Raw genomic sequence first — 20,578 nt, forward strand, 5'->3', positions numbered from 1 at the left:
ATCTAATGGAAGTTTGCAGTTAAAAAAGCAGCCTGCACTTTGTGCTACAATCGCGCCCATTATTTTGCACACAAACCACATCATGACACCCCTAGAATATTGCCACGACAAAGCTCAAAAAAGCGGTTCTAGCTTTTTGGCAGGCTTTAAATTTTTATCAACCGAACGGCGCAACGCCATGACCGTGTTGTACGCCTTTTGCCGCGAATTGGACGACGTGGTGGACGATTGCAGCGATGCCAACGTCGCGCGACAAACCTTGCTTTGGTGGCGACAAGATTTAGCCAAAGCTTATCAAGCCAACGCCACGCCCGAACACCCCGTAAACCAAGCACTCCAAAGCGTTGCACCTGCGTTTGCCTTGCCACAAGACGAACTGGAAGACATCATCAACGGCATGGAAATGGATTTGCACCACGTTCGCTATCAATCGTTTGACGATTTGCAATATTATTGCTATCGCGTGGCAGGCGTAGTTGGGCGATTGATTGCGCGAATTTTGGGTTACGCCAATCCGCAAACCTTGCAATATGCTGAAAAATTGGGGCTTGCCTTGCAGCTTACCAACATTATCCGCGATGTGGGCGAAGACGCACGCATGGGGCGGATTTATTTGCCAATGGACGATTTACAGCAATTTAATTGCCCAGCCAACAGCATTTTGTCCGCCCAAATCACGCCCGAATTTGAACGCTTAATGCAGTTTCAATACGAACGCGCCGTGCAAACTTATCGCCAAGCCGTTGCCCTGTTGCCCAGCGAAGACCAAAAAGCGCAAAAAGCAGGCTTAATCATGGGCAGTATTTATTACGCGCTGCTATTGGAAATTGAACGCGATGGCTTGCAAAACGTGTTGCGCTACAAAATCCGTTTGCCCAATCCGCGCAAAATGCGAATCGCGCTCAAAACGTGGTTGCTGGGGTTTAAACCGTGAAGCGCAAAGTAGCGATTATCGGCGCAGGTTGGGCAGGACTTTCCGCCGTCGCTCATCTTGCGCCCCATTGCCAAGTAACGCTGTTTGAAGCCAGTCGCGTGGCAGGTGGGCGAGCGCGTGGCGTGAATGCCACGCCTTTTTCATTTGCCGACAACGGACAACATTTGCTGATTGGTGCGTATCGTGGCGTGTGGGATTTGTTGCAACAAGTGGGCGTGGATATTGACCAAGCATTTGTGCGCCAACCCTTGCAATGGTATTTGGCAGATGGCGCACAGTTTGCCATGCCGCTTAACTTGCCTATGCGATTGGCATTGTTTTGGACGATCTGGAGCGCGAAATCGTGCAGGCTGCTTGAAAAAGTTGCGTTGCTGCAACCCATGTTGGCATTGCAAAAATGGTACACGCAAGCGCAACCCGACCAATCGGTGCAATCGTGGTTCGCCGCACACAAAGTATCGCCCAAATGGATAGCTGAATTTTGGCAACCGCTGGTGTGGAGCACCATGAACACGCCTTTGGAAACCGCCAGTTTGCGCGTGTTGTGTCATGTGCTGGAAGACAGCGTTTGGTGTCATCAAACGACAGCCTGCGATTATTTAATTCCGCGCGATGATTTGGGCAAAGTGTTTGCCGAACCCGTGTTGCAGTGGGCAATCGGGCAGGGCGCAACATGGCAGCCTGCAACGCGAGTCGGCAAAATCGGTTTGGACAATACGAAAATCGTGGTAGAAAACGAAACATTTGACGCAGCGATTTTGGCGACCGCGCCGTATCACTTGCCAGCCCTGTTGCCTGATGATTTGGGTGATTCAGTCCGCGCGGCGATAGACAAATTACAGTATCACGCGATTACCACCGTGTATTTACAATACGCAAAACCGTGCGCTCTGCCTGCGTTGATGACAGGTTTTGCATACGGCACAGCACATTGGTTGATTGACCGAACGCAAATCAACGGCGCAAACGAAATTGCCGCCGTGATTAGCGTGTCCGACCAAAGCAGCCTGCACCACACAGCAAACGATTGGGCAAGATTGGTACATCAAGACGTGTTGCGTGTTTGCCCGAATGTAGGCGAGCCGATTGCCCAGCAAGTGATTACCGAAAAACGCGCCACCATTGCCAGCAGCGTAAACCGAAGTCTGCCCGATATGCACGATTTGAATGCGCGTGGAATTTGGCTGGCTGGCGATTGGCTGCATTCGCGCTATCCAGCGACTTTGGAAGCGGCGGTGTTGAGTGGACAAGCAGCAGCACAATCTGTGTTAAGATAATGTCATTTTATGTGATTTAGGTAAACAAAATGAGCGAAAAAACATTGCAAAACAAAGTGATTTTGGTAACAGGCGCATCGCAAGGTTTGGGCGAGCAAGTGGCAAAAGCCACCGCTCAAGCAGGCGCAACCGTGATTTTGGTGGCGCGTAGCCAAAAGAAATTGGAAAAAGTGTACGACGATATTGTGAATGCAGGCTGCCCCGAGCCATTTGCCTTGGTGTTTGACATGATGCCCGCCCAAGACAAAGATTTCACCCAGCTTGCCGACACGATTGCCCAAGCCACAGGTGGCAAATTGGACGGCATTGTGCATTGCGCTAGCTATTTTTATGCCTTGTCGCCGTTGGATTTTCAAACGGTGGACGAATGGGTCAATCAATATCGCATCAACACAGTTGCGCCCATGGCATTGAGCCGCGCCTTGTTGCCGATGTTGAAAGCGTCTGACGATGCTTCGGTGATTTTTGTTGGCGAAAGTCATGGCGAAAAACCGCAGGCATATTGGGGCGGATTTGGCGCGTCCAAAGCGGCGTTGAACTATTTGTGTCAAGTGGCTGCCGATGAATGGGAGCGTTTTGAGCATTTACGCGCCAATGTGCTTGTGCCAGGGCGTATCAATTCGCCACAACGCATTAAAACGCACCCAGGCGAAACCGCTGCCGAGCGCAAAAATATGACCGACATCACGCCCGATTTTGTGTGGTGGTTGAGCAAAGAAAGCCGTGGACGGTCTGGCGAGATTGTGTATTTGTAAACGTGAAAATTAAAACAAAGCAGCCTGCACTTTTTGTTTATTGAACAAAATTGCAGGCTGCTTTTTTATAACAAATCGTATCTAGCATAAATTTGCTGATATTTTTTCGGTTTAAAGGTTTTGTAAAACCAGCGGCGCAATGGGTTGGCATAGTGGCTGCGCTTTTTCTCATAGCACGAATAGGCATCGTGAAAAACGTAGTACAAATTAATGCCTTGTTCGCTATAAAATTGACGGTGCTTATTGTATATATAAGCGGTGGCTTCGTTTTCGTATTGCGTGGTGGTATCTGTAACCGAAGTCAAGTCTTCGCGTTGGCGATAGAAAAACAGCACTTCGGGAATGTGGTGGACTTTTGCTCCGTGTTTGATTAGGTTAATCCACAGTTCCCAATCTTCAAAACAGCGCAAATTGGCGTCAAAACCGCCTGCGGCTATAAATTTGTCGCGCCGAAGCAATGCGGTCATTAAAATACAATTAACCCACAACAAGCGTTTTAAATTGAATGACATATGGATAATAGACGTACTTTTTCGCCCAAATAATTGATGATTTGAAGAGACAATATCTGCCTGATGCGTCCGAGCGGCTTGTACAAATTTTTCTAGCGCGTTGGGGCTTAATTTGTCGTCCGAATCCACGCATAGCAAATATTCGCCTGTGGCATGAGCAATCGCGTTTTGTCGTGCGCCAGCTTGTCCTTGATTGCTTTGTGTGTAGATTTTTAAACGTGGCTCATGTTGGGCGTAGGCTTGCAAAATTGCCAACGTGTCATCGCTAGAACCATCGTCCATGGCGATGATTTCAAAATCAGTAAAGGTCTGTGCCGATAGGCTGGACAGGGTTTCGTGAACGTATTTCGTGCTGTTGTAGCATGGAGTAATAATAGAAACTACTGGTGAATGAGTTATCATCGTCTCTTCTCTATTGTTAAGTTGTATGTAAACAAAAAGTGCAGGCTGCTTTTTACTTATCCAAAACCGCCAAAGCAGCCTGCACACCCCAATAAGCCGCTTCTTCAAACACCGAATAGCCACTCATATCGCTGTGTGCAAACAGCAAGCGCGACCGATGTTGGCGCAAGGCGTGATACAAAGGCTGGCTCAAATAGCCCACTTGCGGCACCGCCATCGCATGCGCTCGCGCCGTGATGTGAACGTGTGAAACGTGTTGCCAAAAGCGTTTGCCGCCATACACCGTCAGCAAATCTTGCGCGGCAATGTCCAACAAATCACGCGGTTCGGCAGCGAGTAGGGCGTGGCGCACATTGGCTGGCGTATCGTGGTTGAGCGCGGCATAAGCCGTAAAAATCGTTTGCGTGGGCTTGGCAACGCGAATCGCTTGGTGCGTGGCAACCACATAGCCCAAACCACGCGAATGCTGCACCACATTGTCCCACGCCAACTCGGTTTTGGCAGGCTCGTTTGGAAACTGGTGCAACACAAACTGGCTAACCAACCAAGGTGCGCTTTCGAGCAAGGGATTGTGCGCGGAAAAGCCGTATCGCTCGGCATTTTGCACCACACGCTTGGCAACCATCAACGGCATGGCGCAAATCACTTTTTTGGCGCGAACCAACCGCGTGTCGCCCGATTGCGTGTGGCGCAGCGTTACTTCAACCACATCATCGCGCTCTTGAATACGCAGCGCAACGGCTGGTACACTTGCAGGCTGCTTAAACGCCCATTGCTGCGTATTGGGAAACTGCGGCAATTCTTGTAAACCAATGAATTGGCGGATTTTTTCTGACAGATGATTTAAGCCACTTGCCCAAGTCAAAACCGCCGCATTTTCGTTGCCACGCGCAGCAAAATAATGCAAACCTGCAAACGCTGACACCTGTGCGATGCCTTGTCCATAATCATCACGACAACAATAATCCAAATACCACAATAAGTTAGGCGATTGATATGCCTGCTGTTTGAGCCAATCGGCAAACGTGAGCGTGTCCAATTTGCGCCATTGTTCGTCTTGCGAACTCAACGCCACAGGCATGGCAAACGCCTTGCGCCCGTCTGTGCCAACTGCATGGCTAATCTGCTGAATAAATTGAAAAAAGCGCACCGAATCGGCATCGCGTTGGGGCAGTAAACCATCTTGCCAAGTACCGTTTACCCAAACACGCTCATCGGGCGCGTGTACCAAATCGGTTTCGTGGTAAACAGGGTTGCCAGCAGCGTCGTAGCCCTGAATCATCGCCAAATCCGCCAACATTTCGCGCACAAACGAACTTTCGGCAGAGGGCTGTGGCAAATAATGTGCGCCAGTTGGAGCGTGCAGGCTGCTTGAAAACGCATAGGCAGCGTTGTTGCCGTTGCGATCAAATCCTTCTGCAATCAAAAAGTTAGGCTGGTCATTTTTCGCCAAATACCATGCCGCCGACAACGCCGCCGCACCGCTGCCCAAAATCAATACATCGCAATCGTGTTCATGCGCAGGCGCAAGCGGCAACTGGGCATCGCGCAGCGCGTGTGCCAGCGGCAAGCCCACTTTGTCCAGCGACACAGTGGGCAGGCGATTCAAATAGCGATAGCCCAGCCACGAAGCGGAAGCCACCGTTGTCCAAAGCGCAGATTGAAGCAAAAATTCGCGGCGATTCATGTGCAGGCTGCTTTGGTTTACAAAATAATCAAAGGCTTATCGGTAGCCGTAATCACGCCACCACCCAAGCAAATTTCGCCGTCATACAACACCGCCGATTGCCCATGCGTAACCGCCCATTGCGGTTCATCAAACCACAATTCCGCCGTATGTTCATCAAGATAACGCAATTCACACGCCGCGTCTGCCATGCGGTAGCGCGTTTTGCAAGTGTAACGCTCTGCTTGCGGTTTTTCAGGCAGCGTCCAGCTTAAATCGTGCATTTGCAGCGATTTCGTGTACAACAATTCGTGGTCATGTCCTTGCACCACAATCAATTCATTTCTCGGCAAATTCTTGCCCACCACAAACCAAGGTTCGCCTGCGCCACCAATCCCCAAACCTTTGCGCTGCCCAATCGTGTAAAACGTCAAACCCAAATGTTCGCCCACGATTTTGCCTTCGGGCGTAACCATATTGCCGTTGTGCGTTGGCAAATATTTCTGCAAAAATTCACGGAATGGACGCTCGCCAATAAAGCAAATGCCCGTGCTGTCCTTTTTCGCCGCAGTCGGCAATTTAAATTCAGTCGCCAAACGGCGCACTTCTGGCTTTTCCAAATGTCCCAATGGAAACAAGGCTTTTTCCAACTGAAATGGCTGCAAACGGTATAAAAAATAACTTTGGTCTTTATTATTATCCAATCCGCGCAACAAATAATGCACGCCGTCGCGCACTTGTTTACGCGCATAATGCCCAGTCGCAATCGCTTCTGCGCCTTGCTCAATCGCGTAATCCAAAAAACATTTGAATTTGATTTCCGCATTACACAATACATCGGGATTGGGCGTTCTACCTGCCTGATATTCCTGCAAAAAATAGGCAAAAACCTTGTCTTTGTATTGCGCGGCAAAATTCACAATATCAATATCAATCCCCACAATATCTGCTACTGCCATTGCGTCTAGCGAATCTTGTTTGATGCTGCAATATTCGTCGTTGTTGTCGTCTTCCCAGTTTTGCATGAACACGCCACGCACATTTGCGCCAGCTTGTTTGAGCAGCGCAGCCGTTACCGAACTGTCTACGCCGCCTGATAATCCGACAATAATATTTTGATTTTCATGCATTTTTGTTATCCAAATAAAAGAAAAGTGGGCGTATTTTAACACAAAAGTGCAGGCTGCTTTTTCGGCATAAAAACCGTTAAAAAGCAGCCTGCACTTTGTTTACGCCAAAACCTTATTGTCCATATTTCGCCAAAATTGCTTGATATAAACCTGTTGATTTAATCGCCGCCAAACCAGCGTCCAGTTTTTTCTTCAATAAAACATTGTCTTTTTTGACTGCAAACGCAAAGGCAAGCGTTTCACCACCAGGCTGGGCTAGCAAATACCAGTCGGGATTGGCTTGCTGATAATGTTTTAGCACCACATCGCTATCCAAAATGGCATAGGCATTGTTTTTCTGTACCGCATTTATGCCTAAATACAAGCTGCTGACACGGGCTGGCTGAACATTGCTAAAAGTTTGCGCATAAGTTTCAGCCAATGCGCCATCGGTGACGGCAATGGTTTTGCCTGATAATTGCCCCCAGTTGCTTAATTTGTTTTGTGACAAAACTGCCCATTTCCCCGTCAGATAAGGACGCGTAAACAAATATTGCTGTCTGCGCTCGGGCGTGATGTTGATGCCACCAATCACAATATCGGCACTGCCTGCGTCCAAACTGCGGAGCAAACCGTTTAATTCTTGCGGGCGAATGGTGATTTCGATGCCGCTTTGTTCGGCAATCGCCTGCAACAATTCCACGTCCATGCCAATCATTTCGCCTTGTGCGCCACGCTCGGTAAAAGGCGGATAGGCAGGCCGTGCAACTGCCCAATACAAAGGCTTGTGTACTACTTCTTCTTGCGCCAAAGACACGGGTTCGTTTTCTTTGTGTTTTTCTTGCCATTGTAGCCACGCGTATGTAAGCGTTAAAAGCAGCAATAATAAAAGCAAGGCTCGCACCGTGTTGCGATTATTTTGATTATATTTTGATTTAGAGCGTTGTCTTTTTTGATATCCCATTCAAATAACCTTTTATTTACTTTGCTTTGGATAGGCATTATTCAATTAAGCCGCTATCATCGGATTGTGTAACTGTTTCGTCCATAACCAATTTAATTTCTTGATACAGCGCACGAAAATTTTTGGGCGGTTTGTTTTGTTCCGCTTCCTTACGCGCATTGCGGATTAAAGTTCGCAGGCTGCTGGCATCGGCGTGTGAGTAATCAGCGATAAATTGTGTGAGCGCGTCATCGTTTGCTAACAAGCGCGTTCGGGCTTGTTCCACACGTTGCAAAAACGCATTGTGCGCTTGGTTGTCGCCTTTTAGTTTGGCTAAAAATTCGCGGATTGGTGTCGGGTCAATATCGCGCATTAAGCGTCCAATGTATTGGCGTTGGCGTTTGACTGCGCTGTTGGACGTGATTTTTTTGTATTCGCGCACCGCTTCATATAAATCTTCGGGTAAAGTCAATTTTTTGAGCGTTTCAGACGATAGATTGGTCAATTCCATGCCCAAATCTTGCAGTTCGTCCATTTGCTTTTTCTTTTGGGTTTTGCTTACCCATTCTTCTTGCTGTTCCATGATGTGCTTTAAATTCGTTTGAAAAATGACGTAATAATAACAAACTTTACACAATCCTTTAAGTTTTTCATCTTGCAAACCGCCAAATTGTGATGAAAAAAGGCTACAATGAAGTCACTTTTTTTCTATCACATAAGCGATTTTATGTTTCAACATTCTGCTCACAATTTAAGTCAAACCGCCGAAACGGTGCTGCAACTTGCCAAGCTCAATGGTGCAACCGCCGCCGAAGTGGATTTAAGCGAATCACTCGGACAAAGTGTGCAAGTGCGTTTGCAAGACATCGAACAAATTGAACATCAACAAGATAAATCTTTGGATATTACGGTGTATGTGGGACAACGCAAAGGACGTGCCAGCACCGCCGATTTGTCACCCCAAGCCATTGCCGACACGGTGCAGGCTGCTTGTGCGATTGCGCGATACACCGCCGAAGACGATTGCTCGGGTCTTGCTGATGCCAATTTAATGGCGCAACACATTGGCGATTTAAACAAATACCACGAATGGCAATTAAGCAGCAAACAAGCGGTTGAACTTGCCAAGCAATGCGAGCAGGCTGCTTTGGACTTTGATGCGCGGATTCAAAATTCCGATGGCGCAAATGTCAGCACATCGCACTATCAATTTGTGTATGCCAACACGCACGGCTTTTGTCAGCATCAACGCGGCACATGCCACAGTATTTCGTGCAGTTTGGTTGCCGCCGATGCTGCGGGTATGGAGCGCGATTATTGGTACGACAGCGATTGCGATGCTGCACAAATGGACAGCGTAGAACAAATTGGACGCATTGCCGCTCAACGCACGGTTAGTCGCCTGAATGCGCGAAGCATTGCCACAGGTAGCTACTCTGTTGTGCTGGATACGACTGTGTCAGGCAGTTTAATCGGACATTTGGTTGGCGGATTAAGTGGCTCGGCGTTGTATCGTCAAACCAGTTTTTTGTGCGATAGTTTGGGCAAGACGATTTTACCCACGCACTTGCATTTGCGCGAAGAGCCACACATTCCACGCGCTTTGGGTAGCACCTATTTTGATAGCGAAGGCGTTGCCACCCAGCCGCGTTTTGTGATTGAAAATGGTGTGGTGCAGGGCTATTTCTTGGGCAGCTATTCTGCGCGTAAACTGGGCATGCAAAGCACAGGCAACGCAGGCGGCGCACACAATTTGCATTTGAGCCACACGCACGATTCGCAGGCTGCTTTGTTGCGCGACATGGGAACAGGCTTGTTGATTACCGAACTCATGGGGCAGGGTGTGAATATGCTCACAGGCGATTATTCGCGTGGCGCAGCAGGATTTTGGGTGGAAAATGGCGTGATTGCTTACCCTGTTTCGGGTATCACGATTGCAGGCAGCCTGCATGATATGTTGCGCGGCATTGCAGGCGTTGCCGATGATTCTTTGCGCCGTAGTGGTAGCAAAATCGGCTCAATTTGGTTAGACAAAATGACGGTAGCAGGAGCATAACCATGAAACGCACGATGATTTTGGGATTAAGTTTATCTGGCTTATTGATGCCATTAACCGCGCAAGCCTGTTCGCAAATGCAGCCGACCGCCGCGTTTGTGTTGATTAACGATGCCAACCGAGACGGCTTTTTGGATTTGTACGAATGGCAAAACGCCCGCAGCGACAATTTGCAAACGTCTTTTCAAGTGGGCAATTTAGCGGAATTTGCGCGATTGGACTATAACCAAGACCAAAAATTGCAGGCTGCCGAGCTGGGCTTTGACAGCGTGCGTTATATCCGTGCACCGTGTGCCGATTGGGAAGAACAAATCCGTCGCGAAAGCCGTTTTAAAAGCCGTGTGCAGTAGTTTTTAAAAGTGCAGGCTGCTTTTTTTATTTATTGAACGATTAAGCATCATGACCGAATACACCATCGCCCACAATCATCAAAACACGCCCATCAACTTAATCGCCAAAATGGCAAACCGCCACGGTTTAATCGCAGGCGCAACAGGCACAGGCAAAACCGTAACCCTACGTAAACTCGCCGAAACATTCAGCAGTCAAGGCATTCCCGTGTTTATGGCAGACGTAAAAGGCGATTTATCGGGCATTTGTTGCGCAGGACAAAACAGCGGCAAAGTCGCCGAACGCATGACACAATACGGTTTAACTGCCGACTATTTGCAAGGCTTTCCTGTGCGTTTTTGGGACGTGTATGGCGCAACAGGCATTCCCGTGCGTGTGAGCATTTCTGCCATGGGCGCGATGTTGTTGGCGCGATTGATGAATCTGAACGACACGCAAGGAGGCGTGTTGAACTTGGTTTTTCGCGTGGCAGACGACAAAGGCTGGCATTTGATTGACCTGAAAGACTTGCGCGGCTTGCTGCAATATGTGTCTGAACACGCAAAAGAATACTGCGCTACCTATGGCAACGTATCCGCCGCCAGCATTGGCGCAATCCAACGCCAACTGTTGCAACTGGAAGCCGAAGGCGCAGACCAATTTTTTGGCGAGCCCGAACTCAATTTACAAGACTGGATTCAAAGCGAAAACGGTCAAGGCATTATCAACATCTTAAATGCCGAAAAACTCATGCGCTCGCCGCGTTTGTATAGCGCGTTTATGCTGTGGTTTTTGGCAGAATTATTTGAAACTCTGCCCGAAGTGGGCGACCCCGAAAAACCCAAATTTGTGCTGTTTTTTGACGAAGCGCACTTGATTTTTGACAACGCCAACGCGGTGTTAATCGACCAAGTAGAACAAGCCGTGCGCCTGATTCGCTCCAAAGGCGTGGGCGTGTATTTTGTTACCCAAAATCCGCTGGACTTGCCCGACACCGTGTTGGGGCAACTGGGCAACCGCGTACAACACGCACTTCGCGCATTCACGCTACGCGACCAAAAAGCGGTTAAAGCGGCTGCCGACACATTCCGTAGCAATCCGCAGCTAGACGTTGCCAGCACCATTGCCGAATTGGCGGTGGGCGAAGCACTCGTCTCGTTTTTGGACGACAAAGGTATGCCACAAATCGTGGAACGCGCATGGATTATGCCGCCCCAATCGCAGCTTGCCCCGCTTGCCGATACCGAACGCAACGCCATATTTCAATCCGACAGCTTGTATCCGCGTTACAAAGATTTGGTGGACAATTTTTCTGCCTACGAAGCCTTGCAGCAGTTGGCGCAACAGCCAAGTGAAGTGCAGGCTGCTTCGGGCAAAACTGCAAGCGAAGCTGCTCAACCCAGCGTGGTAGATGGCTTTTTGGGTGGCTTGTTTGGCGGACGCAAAAAATCAGGACAAGGTTTGGGCTACAATCTTGCCGATTCGGTGGGCAACCAAATCAACAAACAAGTAACCAACGCCATTTCGCGCACGATTATGGGCGTGATTAAGAATATGTTGAAGTAATCGTAGGTCGGGGTCTTGACCCCGACAAATCGCTCACTTTTAGCGATACAACAAAAGCAGCCTGCACACAAGGACAACCCCCATGCAAAACTACATCACTCAAATCGCCAAAGAAGCCAAATCCGCCTATTACCAACTCGCGCAAGCCGACAGCGCAGCCAAAAATAACACGCTGATTCGTTTGGCAGATTTAATCGCCACACACGAAACCGAATTACTTGCCGCCAACGCGCAAGACATTGAAAACGGTAAACAAAAAGGTTTAACCGATGCGCTGCTAGACCGCTTGAAAATCACACCAAGCAGCCTGCATACCATGCGCGAAGGTTTGCTGCAAATTGTCGCGCTGCCTGACCCTGTGGGCGAAATGGACGAATTTCGTTTGCGTCCCAATGGTTTACGCATTGGCAAAATGCGCGTACCGCTTGGCGTGATTGGCATGATTTACGAAGCGCGTCCGAATGTTACAATTGACGCGGCGGCGTTGTGTTTGAAGTCGGGCAATGCGTGCGTGTTGCGTGGTGGCAGCGAAGCGTTCAACAGCAATATGGCGTTAGCGAAGCTGATTAAACAGGCGTTGCGCGAAAATGGGCTGCCTGAAAACGTGGTGTGTTTTGTGGAAAATACCGACCGCGAAAGCGTGGGCGCGATGTTGCAAGCCGTTGGTTTGATTGATGTCATTATTCCGCGTGGTGGCAAAAGTTTGGTTGAGCGCGTGAGCGAGCAAGCGCGTGTGCCTGTGATTAAGCATTTGGACGGCATTTGTCATGTGTATATTGACGAGACCGCGGATAAAAATAAGGCGATTACAGTTGCATTCAACGCGAAAACGCAGCGTTACGCGCCCTGCAATGCCATGGAAACTTTATTGATTCACGCCAAACGCGCCGCCGAAATTTTGCCCGAATTAGCCGAAAAATACGCAGAAAAAGGCGTGGAATTGCGCGGTTGCCTGAAAACACGCGAGATTCTGCCAAACGCAATCGCGGCAACCGAAGAAGATTGGACAACGGAATATTTAGCCCCAATTTTGTCAATCAAAGTCGTTGATTCATTTGAAGAAGCCGTTTTGCATATTAATACTTACGGCAGTCATCACACCGACAGCATCATCACGGAAAATTACACGTTGGCGAATTTATTTTTGCGTTTGGTGGACAGTTCTAGCGTTATGGTGAATGCATCTACGCGATTTGCGGACGGTTTTGAATACGGTTTGGGCGCGGAAATTGGCATTTCTACCGACAAAATTCATGTGCGCGGCCCTGTGGGTTTGAATGGTTTGACTTCGCAAAAATGGATTGTGTTGGGCGATGGGCAAATTCGCGTGTAAAAGTGCAGGCTGCTTTAAGGAAACAAGATGAACTGGATTTTGATTTGGTGCTATGCTTTCGTTGTTTGGACAGGGATAGCGGTTGGCAATCCAAAGCCAGACTAGCCAAAATAGCCCCCAAAAACTTTGGCGGTTTTTAAATATTACTTTGCCAAAATACAAAAGCAAAATTCCTATGAGCAAAGAGCAAATAACAGAATTTTTAACAATTTTTGAAATGTGGTTGAAAAAGCATGAGTCGATTGAATCAAACATAGCGGAGTAAATAAAAATGAAACAAACAATTTTATGGGCTGTGGTGGCATTAGGCTTAACCGCGTGTAGCGGCGTTGGCGTGAATGGCAGCGGCATTTCTTTGGGCGTGGGACTGGGTGGCTCTATTGGGCGACACGTTGGCTTGGGAACGAGCATCAACATTCCTTTATCGTTGGATAAAGATGAAGCCGAATCCAAAACGGGCGGTATCAATGTGACCGAGCAAAAAATCATCACTTATTTTGACGCGCAAGGCAAAACATCTGACAGTGCGGTTAAAGGCGGCTTTTTCCGTCAGTTGCTGGTCAAACAAAACGATAACGCCTATTTGGTGCAGGATTTTTACGACAACGGCAACAAACGAAGCGACCCGATGACGCTTGCCAAAGAGCAGTTGTTTGAATTTCGCGCCCAGCCTAAAGACGGCACTTATACCGTGTATGCGATTAACGGCAACATTATGCAACAACACAATTTCAAAAATGGCAAACTGGTTCAGCCATGAGCCAAAGCAGCCTGCACTTTACCGTTTGCACGTCTGACACCGAATTCACATTAGCCGCCGATGACAATTTGCTCGCTGCATTGGAGCGCACAGGACATCAAGTGGAATACCAATGCAGAAGCGGCTATTGCGGTTCGTGTCGGCTGGTGCTGGAATCGGGCGAAGTGTCGTATCCCAACGCACCAATGGCATTTTTGAACGCCAACGAAATTTTGCCTTGCTGTTGCCGTTTAGAAAGCGATGTGAAATTGGTGTGCAGGCTGCTTTGTCAAGCAGACAAATAAAAACAAATCTTGTTTGAGATGATGCTTTACTTTAAAATCGCGCCTTTCTTTTATACATAGTAATAGGAACAATACAACATGGCAGCATTCAACACCCAAACCGTTTTGTCGGTACACCATTGGACGGACGCTTATTTTTCGTTTACTTGCACACGCGATGAAAGTTTGCGTTTTGAAAACGGTCAATTTGTGATGATTGGCTTGATGGTGGACGGCAAACCGCTCATGCGTGCATACAGCGTGGCAAGCGCGAACTGGGAAGAACACTTGGAATTTTTCAGTATTAAAGTGCAAGATGGCCCATTGACCAGCCGTTTGCAACACTTGAAAGTGGGCGATGAAATCTTAATCAGCAAAAAACCAACAGGTACGCTGATTGCCAGCGATTTTAACGAGGGCGCGAAGCACTTGTATTTGCTGTCCACAGGCACAGGGCTTGCCCCATTTTTGAGCGTAACTCGCGACCCTGAAATTTACGAGCAATTTGAAAAAGTGATTTTGGTACACGGCGTGCGCCACAAAGCGGATTTGGCGTATTACGACCACTTTACCCAAGACTTGCCCAACCACGAATTTTTGGGCGAAATGGTACGTGAAAAATTGATTTATTACCCAGTGGTATCGCGTGAACCGTTTGAACATCAAGGTCGCTTAACCGATTTGCTCAAATCGGGCAAAATCTTTGAAGACATCGGCTTGCCGCCCATGAACCCGAAAGATGACCGCGCCATGTTGTGTGGCAGCATGCCAATGAACCGCGACACTGCCGAAATTTTAGATAGCTTTGGTTTGGTGGCATCGCCTAAAACAGGCGTTCGTGGCGATTATTTGATTGAACGCGCGTTTGTGGAACAGTAAACGGTGTGAATAAATATAAAGCAAAGCAGCCTGCACTTTTATTCAAGGTCGTCCGTAAACGCGTTGCGCCAAAAAATGGGGATAAACACGATTAAATACAGCGCAAACACGCCAGCAAGCAACAAAGCAGGTGCATTCATCAGCAGCCATTCGGGTTTGAGCGGCATGAACACGGTACGCAGCAGCGCGGTAAGCCATAGGCAGGCGAAGGCGGTTTTGCACCATTTGGGGTAGTCCAGTTTGGTAAAGCCGCTGTGCCACAAGCCTGCTGTTAGCCATACCATCAACACGCCGCCGAGCAGCGTGGCAATCGCGATGATGTGTAAGGGCGTGCCTATGGGTTGTTGCGACAGGTGGGCGTAGCCTAGCCATGTGTAGCCGATTGCGCCTAGCGTTTGCAAAATGTAATAAGTGCGGACGTAGTGTTGGCGCAGCAGTTCCCAATGGTGCAGTTCGCGCAGTTTGGCAAAGAAAATCATGCCGATGGAAATCGCGAGAAAACCAAGTGCTTCGGCGGGCAAAAACCATTCGGCGGCGGCGTAAATCAGCAAAAAGGTCATACCGATGTTTTTATAGATGACATTGGGGATAAAAATCGGGTCTTTGAGCGTGGTTTGTTTGAGTGCTTCGTTGCCGAGCAGCAGGCTAACGCGAAACGAGACGAACAGCACGGCGGCGATGTGTAAGTGAACTTGGGTTTTGAGCCAGTTTAAATCGCCCGAATAGGCATAAGCGGCTTGGCTGGCGGTAAATAAGGTCAGCAACATCAGCAGGGTGAATTGCTTGGTGTTGCGGTCTAGCCAGATGAGTCGCGTGCAAAAAATCAGCAAGCCGAGCCAATATGCCACGACAATCGCCGCACTAATAGCAGGCGAAAACCATAAGGCAAGCCACGCGCCAAACAGCAAAGCAGCCTGCACTTTTGCGGTGCGTTGCAGGCTGCCTGAAAAGTTTGTCCATTCCAACATCGCCGCCATTAAAAATCCGCCATACGCGGCTGGCAGCATGAGCGTGAGAAACAGTTGCCGATGCAGGATAACGGCGTTGGGCGTAAGCCAAAAACTTAACGCGCTTTGGATTGCCAGCAGCGCGGCGGCGACAAAAAAGCCGCGCATGGGGTGGGAATGAAAGGTTTGCCACGAGCCTGTGGGTTTATTCATAGTAGTGGATTCCTTGAAATTCACGCGACACGATTTGCTCTTCGTATGCCGAATCGCGCGATGACAGCGGCTCGGGCAGACTGATGGTTTTTTGTATGTGCATGCCTTTGGGCGCGAGTAACATGATTTCGTGGCTTAATCGGGCGGCTTCAAAGCGGTCGTGCGTTACCAGCAAACACGCCAAGCCTTCGTTTTGGATTTTTTCGGTGAGCATGGCGGTGAGAATGTCGCGCAAATCGCGGTCTAGCCCAACAAAAGGCTCGTCCAACAAGGCTAAATCGCAAGCGCACAACAGCAAGCGCAAAAACGCCACGCGCTTTGCCATGCCGCCCGATAATTCGGTGGGATATTTGTTTAAGTCGCCCGATGTTAAACCGATTTGCGCGGCAAGTTCATAAGCAGCCTGCACATTGGGTTTGTCCATAAAAATCGTGATGTTTTGCAGCGCGGTTAAATTGTTGAGCAAACGATTTTCTTGAAACAAAAAACCTGTTTTGCGAAAACTGTTGGCAATGCTGCCTGTTTTGGGCGTTTCCAAACCTGCAATCAACCGCAAAATGGTGGTTTTACCGCAACCGCTGGGCCCGAACAGGGTTTTTACTTCGCCTGCGTTCACGGTCATGTCAAACGAGCGCACAATCGTGTCGCGCAAAATATCAAAACGAACTTGATTTAAAACAAGCATTTATCTTCTCCACGGCATAAACACGATTTCCAGCGGTTTGGTAATCAAATATTCAAACAGCGACACTAGCGCGATAACCAGCACCACATATGCCATAACCGTTTCCGTGTCCAACATGGCGCGCGCATCGGCAATTCTCGCGCCTATGCCTTCGCTTGCGCCGAGCAATTCCGCCATGACCACGACTTTCACGCCCATGGCAACGGCGATATTTAAGCTGGAAATGACATAGCCCGTTAAATGCGGCAAATAAAGATAGCGGATTTTTTTCAGCCAGCCGAGTTGGTAGGCATCAAACAATTCTTCGTGTTGCGCATTGACGCTCATCATGCCCATGGCTGCGCTGGCAAAGGTAAGCGGCGACACCAAAATAATAATAGTAAACAACACACTAGCATTGCCAAAGCCAAACCAAAACAACGCCATGACCACCCAAATAATCGGCGGCATGGCAAGCAAAATCGTGATAAACGGTTTGAACAAAGCCATAGCCGTCTTAAAGCAGCCTGCAATCAGCCCCAGCACCACGCCCAACACCAGCGAAATGCCAATGCCAACGGCAGCACGCCATAGCGAAATGTCTAGCTGATTGAGTTTAAATTCGTTGAGCAACTGCCACGACAGGCGCAATACAGTGGTGGGACTGGGCAACATAAATTCGCCAAACACCACGCTGCCCCAAGCCCACAGCGCAATCAGCAGCATGGCAATGCCCAAGCTGGCAAAGCCGCTCCACAGGTAGTCCAAAATATAAAAAACCGCGTGTTGCGGTTTGCGGATTTTGTCGGTTTTAATCATAGGGTTGATTGGGGTTGTGGGTTGATGAAATGTGCAGGCTGCTTTGTAAGCGCACTAAAAAGCAGCCTGCACTTCAATCACGCCAAAAAGAACGCACTATCAGGCAGCTTGCCGCCCAATAATTTCGGATTAAAGCGCATCAATTCTTCATAAAACTGCAACAATTCGGTTTTGACGCTGCTGGCTTTGGTTACCGTCAAATTCGCATACGGCAAACTGTTTACCAAGGCTGGCACAGGCGCAGGCAGGTAGTTTTTACCGATTTGCGCCGCACTTTGCACATTGCCTTTTGCCCAGTTGAGCGCGCTGACTAAATCTTGGTGGAACAGGTCAAATTTGGCTTTGTTCGCTTGATAAAAGTCCACGTTAGCAATCAAACCAGCCTGCGGAATCATCGGTTTGGTGTTAAACGCTTGCCCCCATGTTTGGGTTACGTCAAAACCGCGCACCACGTTCACACCCACTTGTTTGCCGCGCAAAATACACGCGCTTGCCATCGGTTCAGGCAACCATGCCGCGTGAAAATCTTTCGCCAAGAACAAGCCCACTGCTTCGGCTGGTGTAGCGGTATAAGTAATGCTGACTTTGTTGATGTCAATATTCAGTTTTTTCAACATCGCCTGCAACACAATATCGGGCATATCGTTTTTAAACGGCATGATGATTTTTTTGCCGATTAAATCTTGCGGACGCGCCAACTGTTGCTTGCCAACCAATTGCACAATACCGTTGGTGAGAATATTGACCATGCCGACTTTTTGCCCTTGATTACGCAAATTCACGCCCACATTGCTCGGACTCATTATCACTTGATATTGACCGCTTGCCACGCCAGCACGAAGTTGGTCGGGCGAACGCCACACTTTGAGCGACACATTGGCTTGGCTACGCAGTTTGCCCTGCAAAGCCGCAATGCCGATAATCATGCTCGGCAAAGCTGGTGCGCCGTAAACGGTAAAATCGTCTTTGCCAGCCGCCCATACAGACGGTGCAAGCCCTGCTGCTGAAGCGGCGGCAAGCAGTTTTAAGAAATCGCGTCTTTGTAAATCCATGATGTATCCTTTATAAAATAGGTTGCAATTTAATCATCAAAACGCCGCATGCACACTCAACCAAAATGTGCGTCCTGGGGCATTCACAACCGATGTTGGCGACAAGACTAACACATGGTCGCCACTCAAAAATTCAGCATAACGCTTGTTGAACACATTGCTCACGCCCACGCGTACGCCATATTTGTCGTGGAAATTCAATCCAGCATACACATCAGTCGTTACAAAACTTTTTGCCGCAGCGCGTTTGTCTATGCCCAAACCTGTTGCCACATCAAAGTCGCCGCGTGTTTGCTTGCCCACATAACGCGCCGCCACGCCCACGTTGTAGCTGCCTGCGCTGAAATAATTGCGGTAATCGGCGTGCAAACTCAATTCAAATGGGCGCACTTGATACAGCGGACGGTTGTCGCTGTCGTTGTTGCCATAGTTGTAGAACACTTTTGCACCTACCGCCCAGTTGGCATTGAAGTTGTAGTTGGCATAAGCGTTGGCGGTAAACAAAGTCGCATCTACATTGCGTGTGATGATGCCGCCACCGCTAGACGCTACGCCGCTTTGCCCACGCGCACGGTCGTAAATAATCAAATCGCGCACTTTGTCCAGCATAATCGTACCGCCAACATCCCAGCCCAGACCCAGCAGCGAATTCATATAACCTTGATACGTTTCGTTTTTGCTATCTGCCGTGAACTTGATAAAGCGATGTTGTTCGGGTTTGAGTAGTGGATTGCCGACAATTGCAGCCGTTGGTTTTTGATTATTCAATACGCCCATCGGATTTTGCACAATCGCAGCCAACGAATTAAAGCGTTCCATATTGTCGCCAATGCGCTCAATATGCCCAGCCGAAACGCTGTATTTTTGGTATTCATTAGGCGTGAAATCGTATTTCAGCTCGCCCGAAAAGGCGTTTTGGCGCACTTTGCCGTTGAACGTGTAGCCGTAATGCTGTTGCCAAATTTGTTGTGCGCTGGCAAAACGTGCGCCAGCCATCATTGGGTTGGCAAATTGCGCGGTGTTTTTGCGAACATCAGCGCGATTGGTTTCATAGCTCAAACCCAAGCTCAATTTGTGTTGGTCGTTGAATTTATAGGATAAAGTGTCCGCTAAACGCCAGCGGTTAATGCGAACATCGGCAAAACGATAGCCATTTTTGAAATCACGCGCAGGCGTATGTACTGAACGCTCGCCATTGTGCGTATCGTGTTGATACGACAAGCTGGCGGTGTTGTGGAATTGCCCGAAATCGGCATCGTGTTTCAGCGAAAATTGCCAAATTTTGCGGTCTAAATCCACAAACACGCTTTGCGGTGCAGGCTGCCTGAGCGAGAAATTATCCGCACGGCGTTCCAGCGACACCAGCCCCACTTCGGCTTGCACGGTGTTGCTCAAATCAGCATTGCCCCAACGCGCATTCAATTTTGCAACGTTGCGGTCGGTATTAACGGCATCGTTGGCAAAATGCGGCTGTTTGTCATCGTTGATGTCGTCATGCAGATAAGTCAAGCGGTATTCTTGATTGGCAGACGGTACATAACCCAGCACCAACGCCTGATTAAAGCGCGTGTAACCCCAATCCACTTCGCGCCCATCGCCATCTTTATAGCCATTGGCTTTGGTGTGATTGATGTTTGCCATGCCATAAAAATTCGCGCCACGCGCTTGGGCGGACACGGAATTGTAGAAATTTTTGCCATACACGCCACTGTTGATTTTGACTGGGCGCATGGCTTGGTCAATATTTTCGGTAACAAAGTAATATGCGCTGCGGTCGGTGCGGTCAAATTGATTTTCAGGGAAATAGCCCTGCGCCACATTCGGCGCAATCGGTTTGGGTGGCGCAAAGGTTTTGAGCAGCGGCACACTATCGGGATTTGCCAATTTTTCGGCAAAGGAAAATGGCGTAGCAAACAAAGTCATTAAGGCTAATGCGATGGGGCGAGTTTTCATGAGACATTCCTTTTTTTGATAATTATTATTGTTCATTGTAAAGTTATCGAAAGGAAAAGTAAAGAAATCTGCAAAACAAAAAAGCAGCCTGCACTTTATAATCAATAAGTGCAGGCTGAGACCTTTGCAAAACCCCATCTTTGGC

General features: G+C 48.7%; 20 protein-coding genes. 10 read left to right on the forward strand and 10 right to left on the reverse strand.

The genetic code is table 11. The annotated features are described in order from the left end of the window. Positions 1 to 82 precede the first annotated feature (82 nt). From hpnD to DQN52_RS06870, 3 genes are read left to right on the forward strand one after another with little or no spacing between them, the layout of a single operon-like run. A complete protein-coding gene (gene hpnD / locus DQN52_RS06860) occupies positions 83 to 934 on the forward strand; it encodes a presqualene diphosphate synthase HpnD (RefSeq protein ID WP_032827641.1) in 852 nt (283 codons plus the stop codon). Continuing rightward, positions 931 to 2,211, forward strand: a complete 1,281-nt coding sequence (hpnE, locus tag DQN52_RS06865) for a hydroxysqualene dehydroxylase HpnE (RefSeq protein ID WP_003786116.1) — start codon at positions 931 to 933, stop codon at positions 2,209 to 2,211. The genes hpnD and hpnE overlap by 4 nt, the downstream gene beginning before the upstream one ends. A gap of 29 nt (positions 2,212 to 2,240) precedes the next feature. Then, entirely contained in the window at positions 2,241 to 2,966 is a 726-nt protein-coding gene (locus tag DQN52_RS06870) for an SDR family oxidoreductase (RefSeq protein ID WP_003786118.1), read from the forward strand. Between the two features lie 65 nt (positions 2,967 to 3,031). On the opposite strand, the gene DQN52_RS06875 is transcribed toward DQN52_RS06870, so the two are convergent. The 5 genes from DQN52_RS06875 to yjgA all read right to left on the reverse strand — a co-directional run bounded on the left by DQN52_RS06875 (position 3,032) and on the right by yjgA (position 8,181). After that, positions 3,032 to 3,880, reverse strand: a complete 849-nt coding sequence (locus DQN52_RS06875; protein WP_003786119.1) for a glycosyltransferase family 2 protein — start codon at positions 3,878 to 3,880, stop codon at positions 3,032 to 3,034. Between the two features lie 52 nt (positions 3,881 to 3,932). Next, on the reverse strand, positions 3,933 to 5,567 hold the full coding sequence (locus DQN52_RS06880) for an NAD(P)-binding protein (protein WP_003786120.1): 1,635 nt from the start codon (positions 5,565 to 5,567) through the stop codon (positions 3,933 to 3,935). A 17-nt stretch (positions 5,568 to 5,584) separates the two neighbouring features. Further along, positions 5,585 to 6,676, reverse strand: coding sequence for a tRNA 2-thiouridine(34) synthase MnmA (mnmA, locus tag DQN52_RS06885; protein ID WP_003786122.1), 1,092 nt, complete (start codon positions 6,674 to 6,676; stop codon positions 5,585 to 5,587). 112 nt (positions 6,677 to 6,788) lie between these two features. Further along, complete coding sequence (locus DQN52_RS06890; RefSeq protein WP_003786124.1) at positions 6,789 to 7,619, reverse strand: substrate-binding periplasmic protein; 831 nt, start codon at positions 7,617 to 7,619, stop codon at positions 6,789 to 6,791. A 37-nt stretch (positions 7,620 to 7,656) separates the two neighbouring features. Beyond that, positions 7,657 to 8,181, reverse strand: coding sequence for a ribosome biogenesis factor YjgA (yjgA, locus tag DQN52_RS06895; protein ID WP_003786126.1), 525 nt, complete (start codon positions 8,179 to 8,181; stop codon positions 7,657 to 7,659). 144 nt (positions 8,182 to 8,325) lie between these two features. Here yjgA and pmbA point away from each other — a divergent pair, with 144 nt between their 5' ends. The 7 genes from pmbA (at position 8,326) to DQN52_RS06930 (ending at position 14,785) form a co-directional block, all read left to right on the forward strand. Then, a complete protein-coding gene (pmbA, locus tag DQN52_RS06900; RefSeq protein WP_032827642.1) occupies positions 8,326 to 9,654 on the forward strand; it encodes a metalloprotease PmbA in 1,329 nt (442 codons plus the stop codon). Between the two features lie 2 nt (positions 9,655 to 9,656). Next, positions 9,657 to 10,004 (forward strand): hypothetical protein, encoded by a 348-nt coding sequence (locus DQN52_RS06905; RefSeq protein WP_003786130.1) that lies wholly within the window; start codon positions 9,657 to 9,659, stop codon positions 10,002 to 10,004. 49 nt (positions 10,005 to 10,053) lie between these two features. Then, a complete protein-coding gene (locus tag DQN52_RS06910; protein WP_003786132.1) occupies positions 10,054 to 11,550 on the forward strand; it encodes a helicase HerA-like domain-containing protein in 1,497 nt (498 codons plus the stop codon). Positions 11,551 to 11,632: 82 nt separating this feature from the next. Beyond that, entirely contained in the window at positions 11,633 to 12,883 is a 1,251-nt protein-coding gene (locus tag DQN52_RS06915; protein WP_003786133.1) for a glutamate-5-semialdehyde dehydrogenase, read from the forward strand. Between the two features lie 271 nt (positions 12,884 to 13,154). After that, on the forward strand, positions 13,155 to 13,643 hold the full coding sequence (locus tag DQN52_RS06920; RefSeq protein WP_003786136.1) for a hypothetical protein: 489 nt from the start codon (positions 13,155 to 13,157) through the stop codon (positions 13,641 to 13,643). Then, positions 13,640 to 13,927: a class I ribonucleotide reductase maintenance protein YfaE gene (gene yfaE, locus DQN52_RS06925; protein WP_003786137.1), complete on the forward strand. Its 288-nt coding sequence runs from the start codon at positions 13,640 to 13,642 to the stop codon at positions 13,925 to 13,927. The genes DQN52_RS06920 and yfaE overlap by 4 nt, the downstream gene beginning before the upstream one ends. A gap of 78 nt (positions 13,928 to 14,005) precedes the next feature. Next, positions 14,006 to 14,785 carry a ferredoxin--NADP reductase gene (locus DQN52_RS06930; RefSeq protein WP_003786138.1) on the forward strand — a complete coding sequence of 260 codons (780 nt, stop codon included), beginning with the start codon at positions 14,006 to 14,008 and terminating at the stop codon, positions 14,783 to 14,785. Between the two features lie 38 nt (positions 14,786 to 14,823). Here DQN52_RS06930 and DQN52_RS06935 read toward each other — a convergent pair whose 3' ends face one another. The 5 genes from DQN52_RS06935 to DQN52_RS10965 form a co-directional block, all read right to left on the reverse strand. Next, entirely contained in the window at positions 14,824 to 15,945 is a 1,122-nt protein-coding gene (locus tag DQN52_RS06935) for an NnrS family protein (protein ID WP_003786139.1), read from the reverse strand. Continuing rightward, positions 15,938 to 16,630, reverse strand: coding sequence for an ATP-binding cassette domain-containing protein (locus tag DQN52_RS06940; RefSeq protein ID WP_003786140.1), 693 nt, complete (start codon positions 16,628 to 16,630; stop codon positions 15,938 to 15,940). The genes DQN52_RS06935 and DQN52_RS06940 overlap by 8 nt, the downstream gene beginning before the upstream one ends. After that, positions 16,631 to 17,428, reverse strand: a complete 798-nt coding sequence (locus DQN52_RS06945; protein WP_003786142.1) for an ABC transporter permease — start codon at positions 17,426 to 17,428, stop codon at positions 16,631 to 16,633. Positions 17,429 to 17,505: 77 nt separating this feature from the next. Further along, the gene (locus DQN52_RS06950; protein WP_003786145.1) at positions 17,506 to 18,480 is read right to left on the reverse strand and encodes an ABC transporter substrate-binding protein; all 975 of its coding nucleotides are present in this window, start codon (positions 18,478 to 18,480) and stop codon (positions 17,506 to 17,508) included. A gap of 36 nt (positions 18,481 to 18,516) precedes the next feature. Continuing rightward, positions 18,517 to 20,433 carry a TonB-copper family protein gene (locus tag DQN52_RS10965; RefSeq protein ID WP_032827643.1) on the reverse strand — a complete coding sequence of 639 codons (1,917 nt, stop codon included), beginning with the start codon at positions 20,431 to 20,433 and terminating at the stop codon, positions 18,517 to 18,519. Positions 20,434 to 20,578 lie beyond the last annotated feature (145 nt).

The sequence above is a fragment of the Kingella kingae genome (assembly GCF_900475905.1).
In the GTDB taxonomy this organism is placed as follows: domain Bacteria; phylum Pseudomonadota; class Gammaproteobacteria; order Burkholderiales; family Neisseriaceae; genus Kingella; species Kingella kingae.

Bases quoted from the DNA above. Each gene is read 5' to 3' on its own strand.
- hpnD (WP_032827641.1), top strand. From the start codon at position 83: ATGACACCCCTAGAATATTGCCACGACAAAGCTCAAAAAAGCGGTTCT.
- DQN52_RS06870 (WP_003786118.1), top strand. From the start codon at position 2,241: ATGAGCGAAAAAACATTGCAAAACAAAGTGATTTTGGTAACAGGCGCA.
- DQN52_RS06875 (WP_003786119.1), bottom strand. From the start codon at position 3,880: ATGATAACTCATTCACCAGTAGTTTCTATTATTACTCCATGCTACAAC.
- DQN52_RS06880 (WP_003786120.1), bottom strand. From the start codon at position 5,567: ATGAATCGCCGCGAATTTTTGCTTCAATCTGCGCTTTGGACAACGGTG.
- mnmA (WP_003786122.1), bottom strand. From the start codon at position 6,676: ATGCATGAAAATCAAAATATTATTGTCGGATTATCAGGCGGCGTAGAC.
- DQN52_RS06890 (WP_003786124.1), bottom strand. From the start codon at position 7,619: ATGGGATATCAAAAAAGACAACGCTCTAAATCAAAATATAATCAAAAT.
- yjgA (WP_003786126.1), bottom strand. From the start codon at position 8,181: ATGGAACAGCAAGAAGAATGGGTAAGCAAAACCCAAAAGAAAAAGCAA.
- pmbA (WP_032827642.1), top strand. From the start codon at position 8,326: ATGTTTCAACATTCTGCTCACAATTTAAGTCAAACCGCCGAAACGGTG.
- DQN52_RS06905 (WP_003786130.1), top strand. From the start codon at position 9,657: ATGAAACGCACGATGATTTTGGGATTAAGTTTATCTGGCTTATTGATG.
- DQN52_RS06910 (WP_003786132.1), top strand. From the start codon at position 10,054: ATGACCGAATACACCATCGCCCACAATCATCAAAACACGCCCATCAAC.
- DQN52_RS06915 (WP_003786133.1), top strand. From the start codon at position 11,633: ATGCAAAACTACATCACTCAAATCGCCAAAGAAGCCAAATCCGCCTAT.
- DQN52_RS06920 (WP_003786136.1), top strand. From the start codon at position 13,155: ATGAAACAAACAATTTTATGGGCTGTGGTGGCATTAGGCTTAACCGCG.
- yfaE (WP_003786137.1), top strand. From the start codon at position 13,640: ATGAGCCAAAGCAGCCTGCACTTTACCGTTTGCACGTCTGACACCGAA.
- DQN52_RS06930 (WP_003786138.1), top strand. From the start codon at position 14,006: ATGGCAGCATTCAACACCCAAACCGTTTTGTCGGTACACCATTGGACG.
- DQN52_RS06935 (WP_003786139.1), bottom strand. From the start codon at position 15,945: ATGAATAAACCCACAGGCTCGTGGCAAACCTTTCATTCCCACCCCATG.
- DQN52_RS06940 (WP_003786140.1), bottom strand. From the start codon at position 16,630: ATGCTTGTTTTAAATCAAGTTCGTTTTGATATTTTGCGCGACACGATT.
- DQN52_RS06945 (WP_003786142.1), bottom strand. From the start codon at position 17,428: ATGATTAAAACCGACAAAATCCGCAAACCGCAACACGCGGTTTTTTAT.
- DQN52_RS06950 (WP_003786145.1), bottom strand. From the start codon at position 18,480: ATGGATTTACAAAGACGCGATTTCTTAAAACTGCTTGCCGCCGCTTCA.
- DQN52_RS10965 (WP_032827643.1), bottom strand. From the start codon at position 20,433: ATGAAAACTCGCCCCATCGCATTAGCCTTAATGACTTTGTTTGCTACG.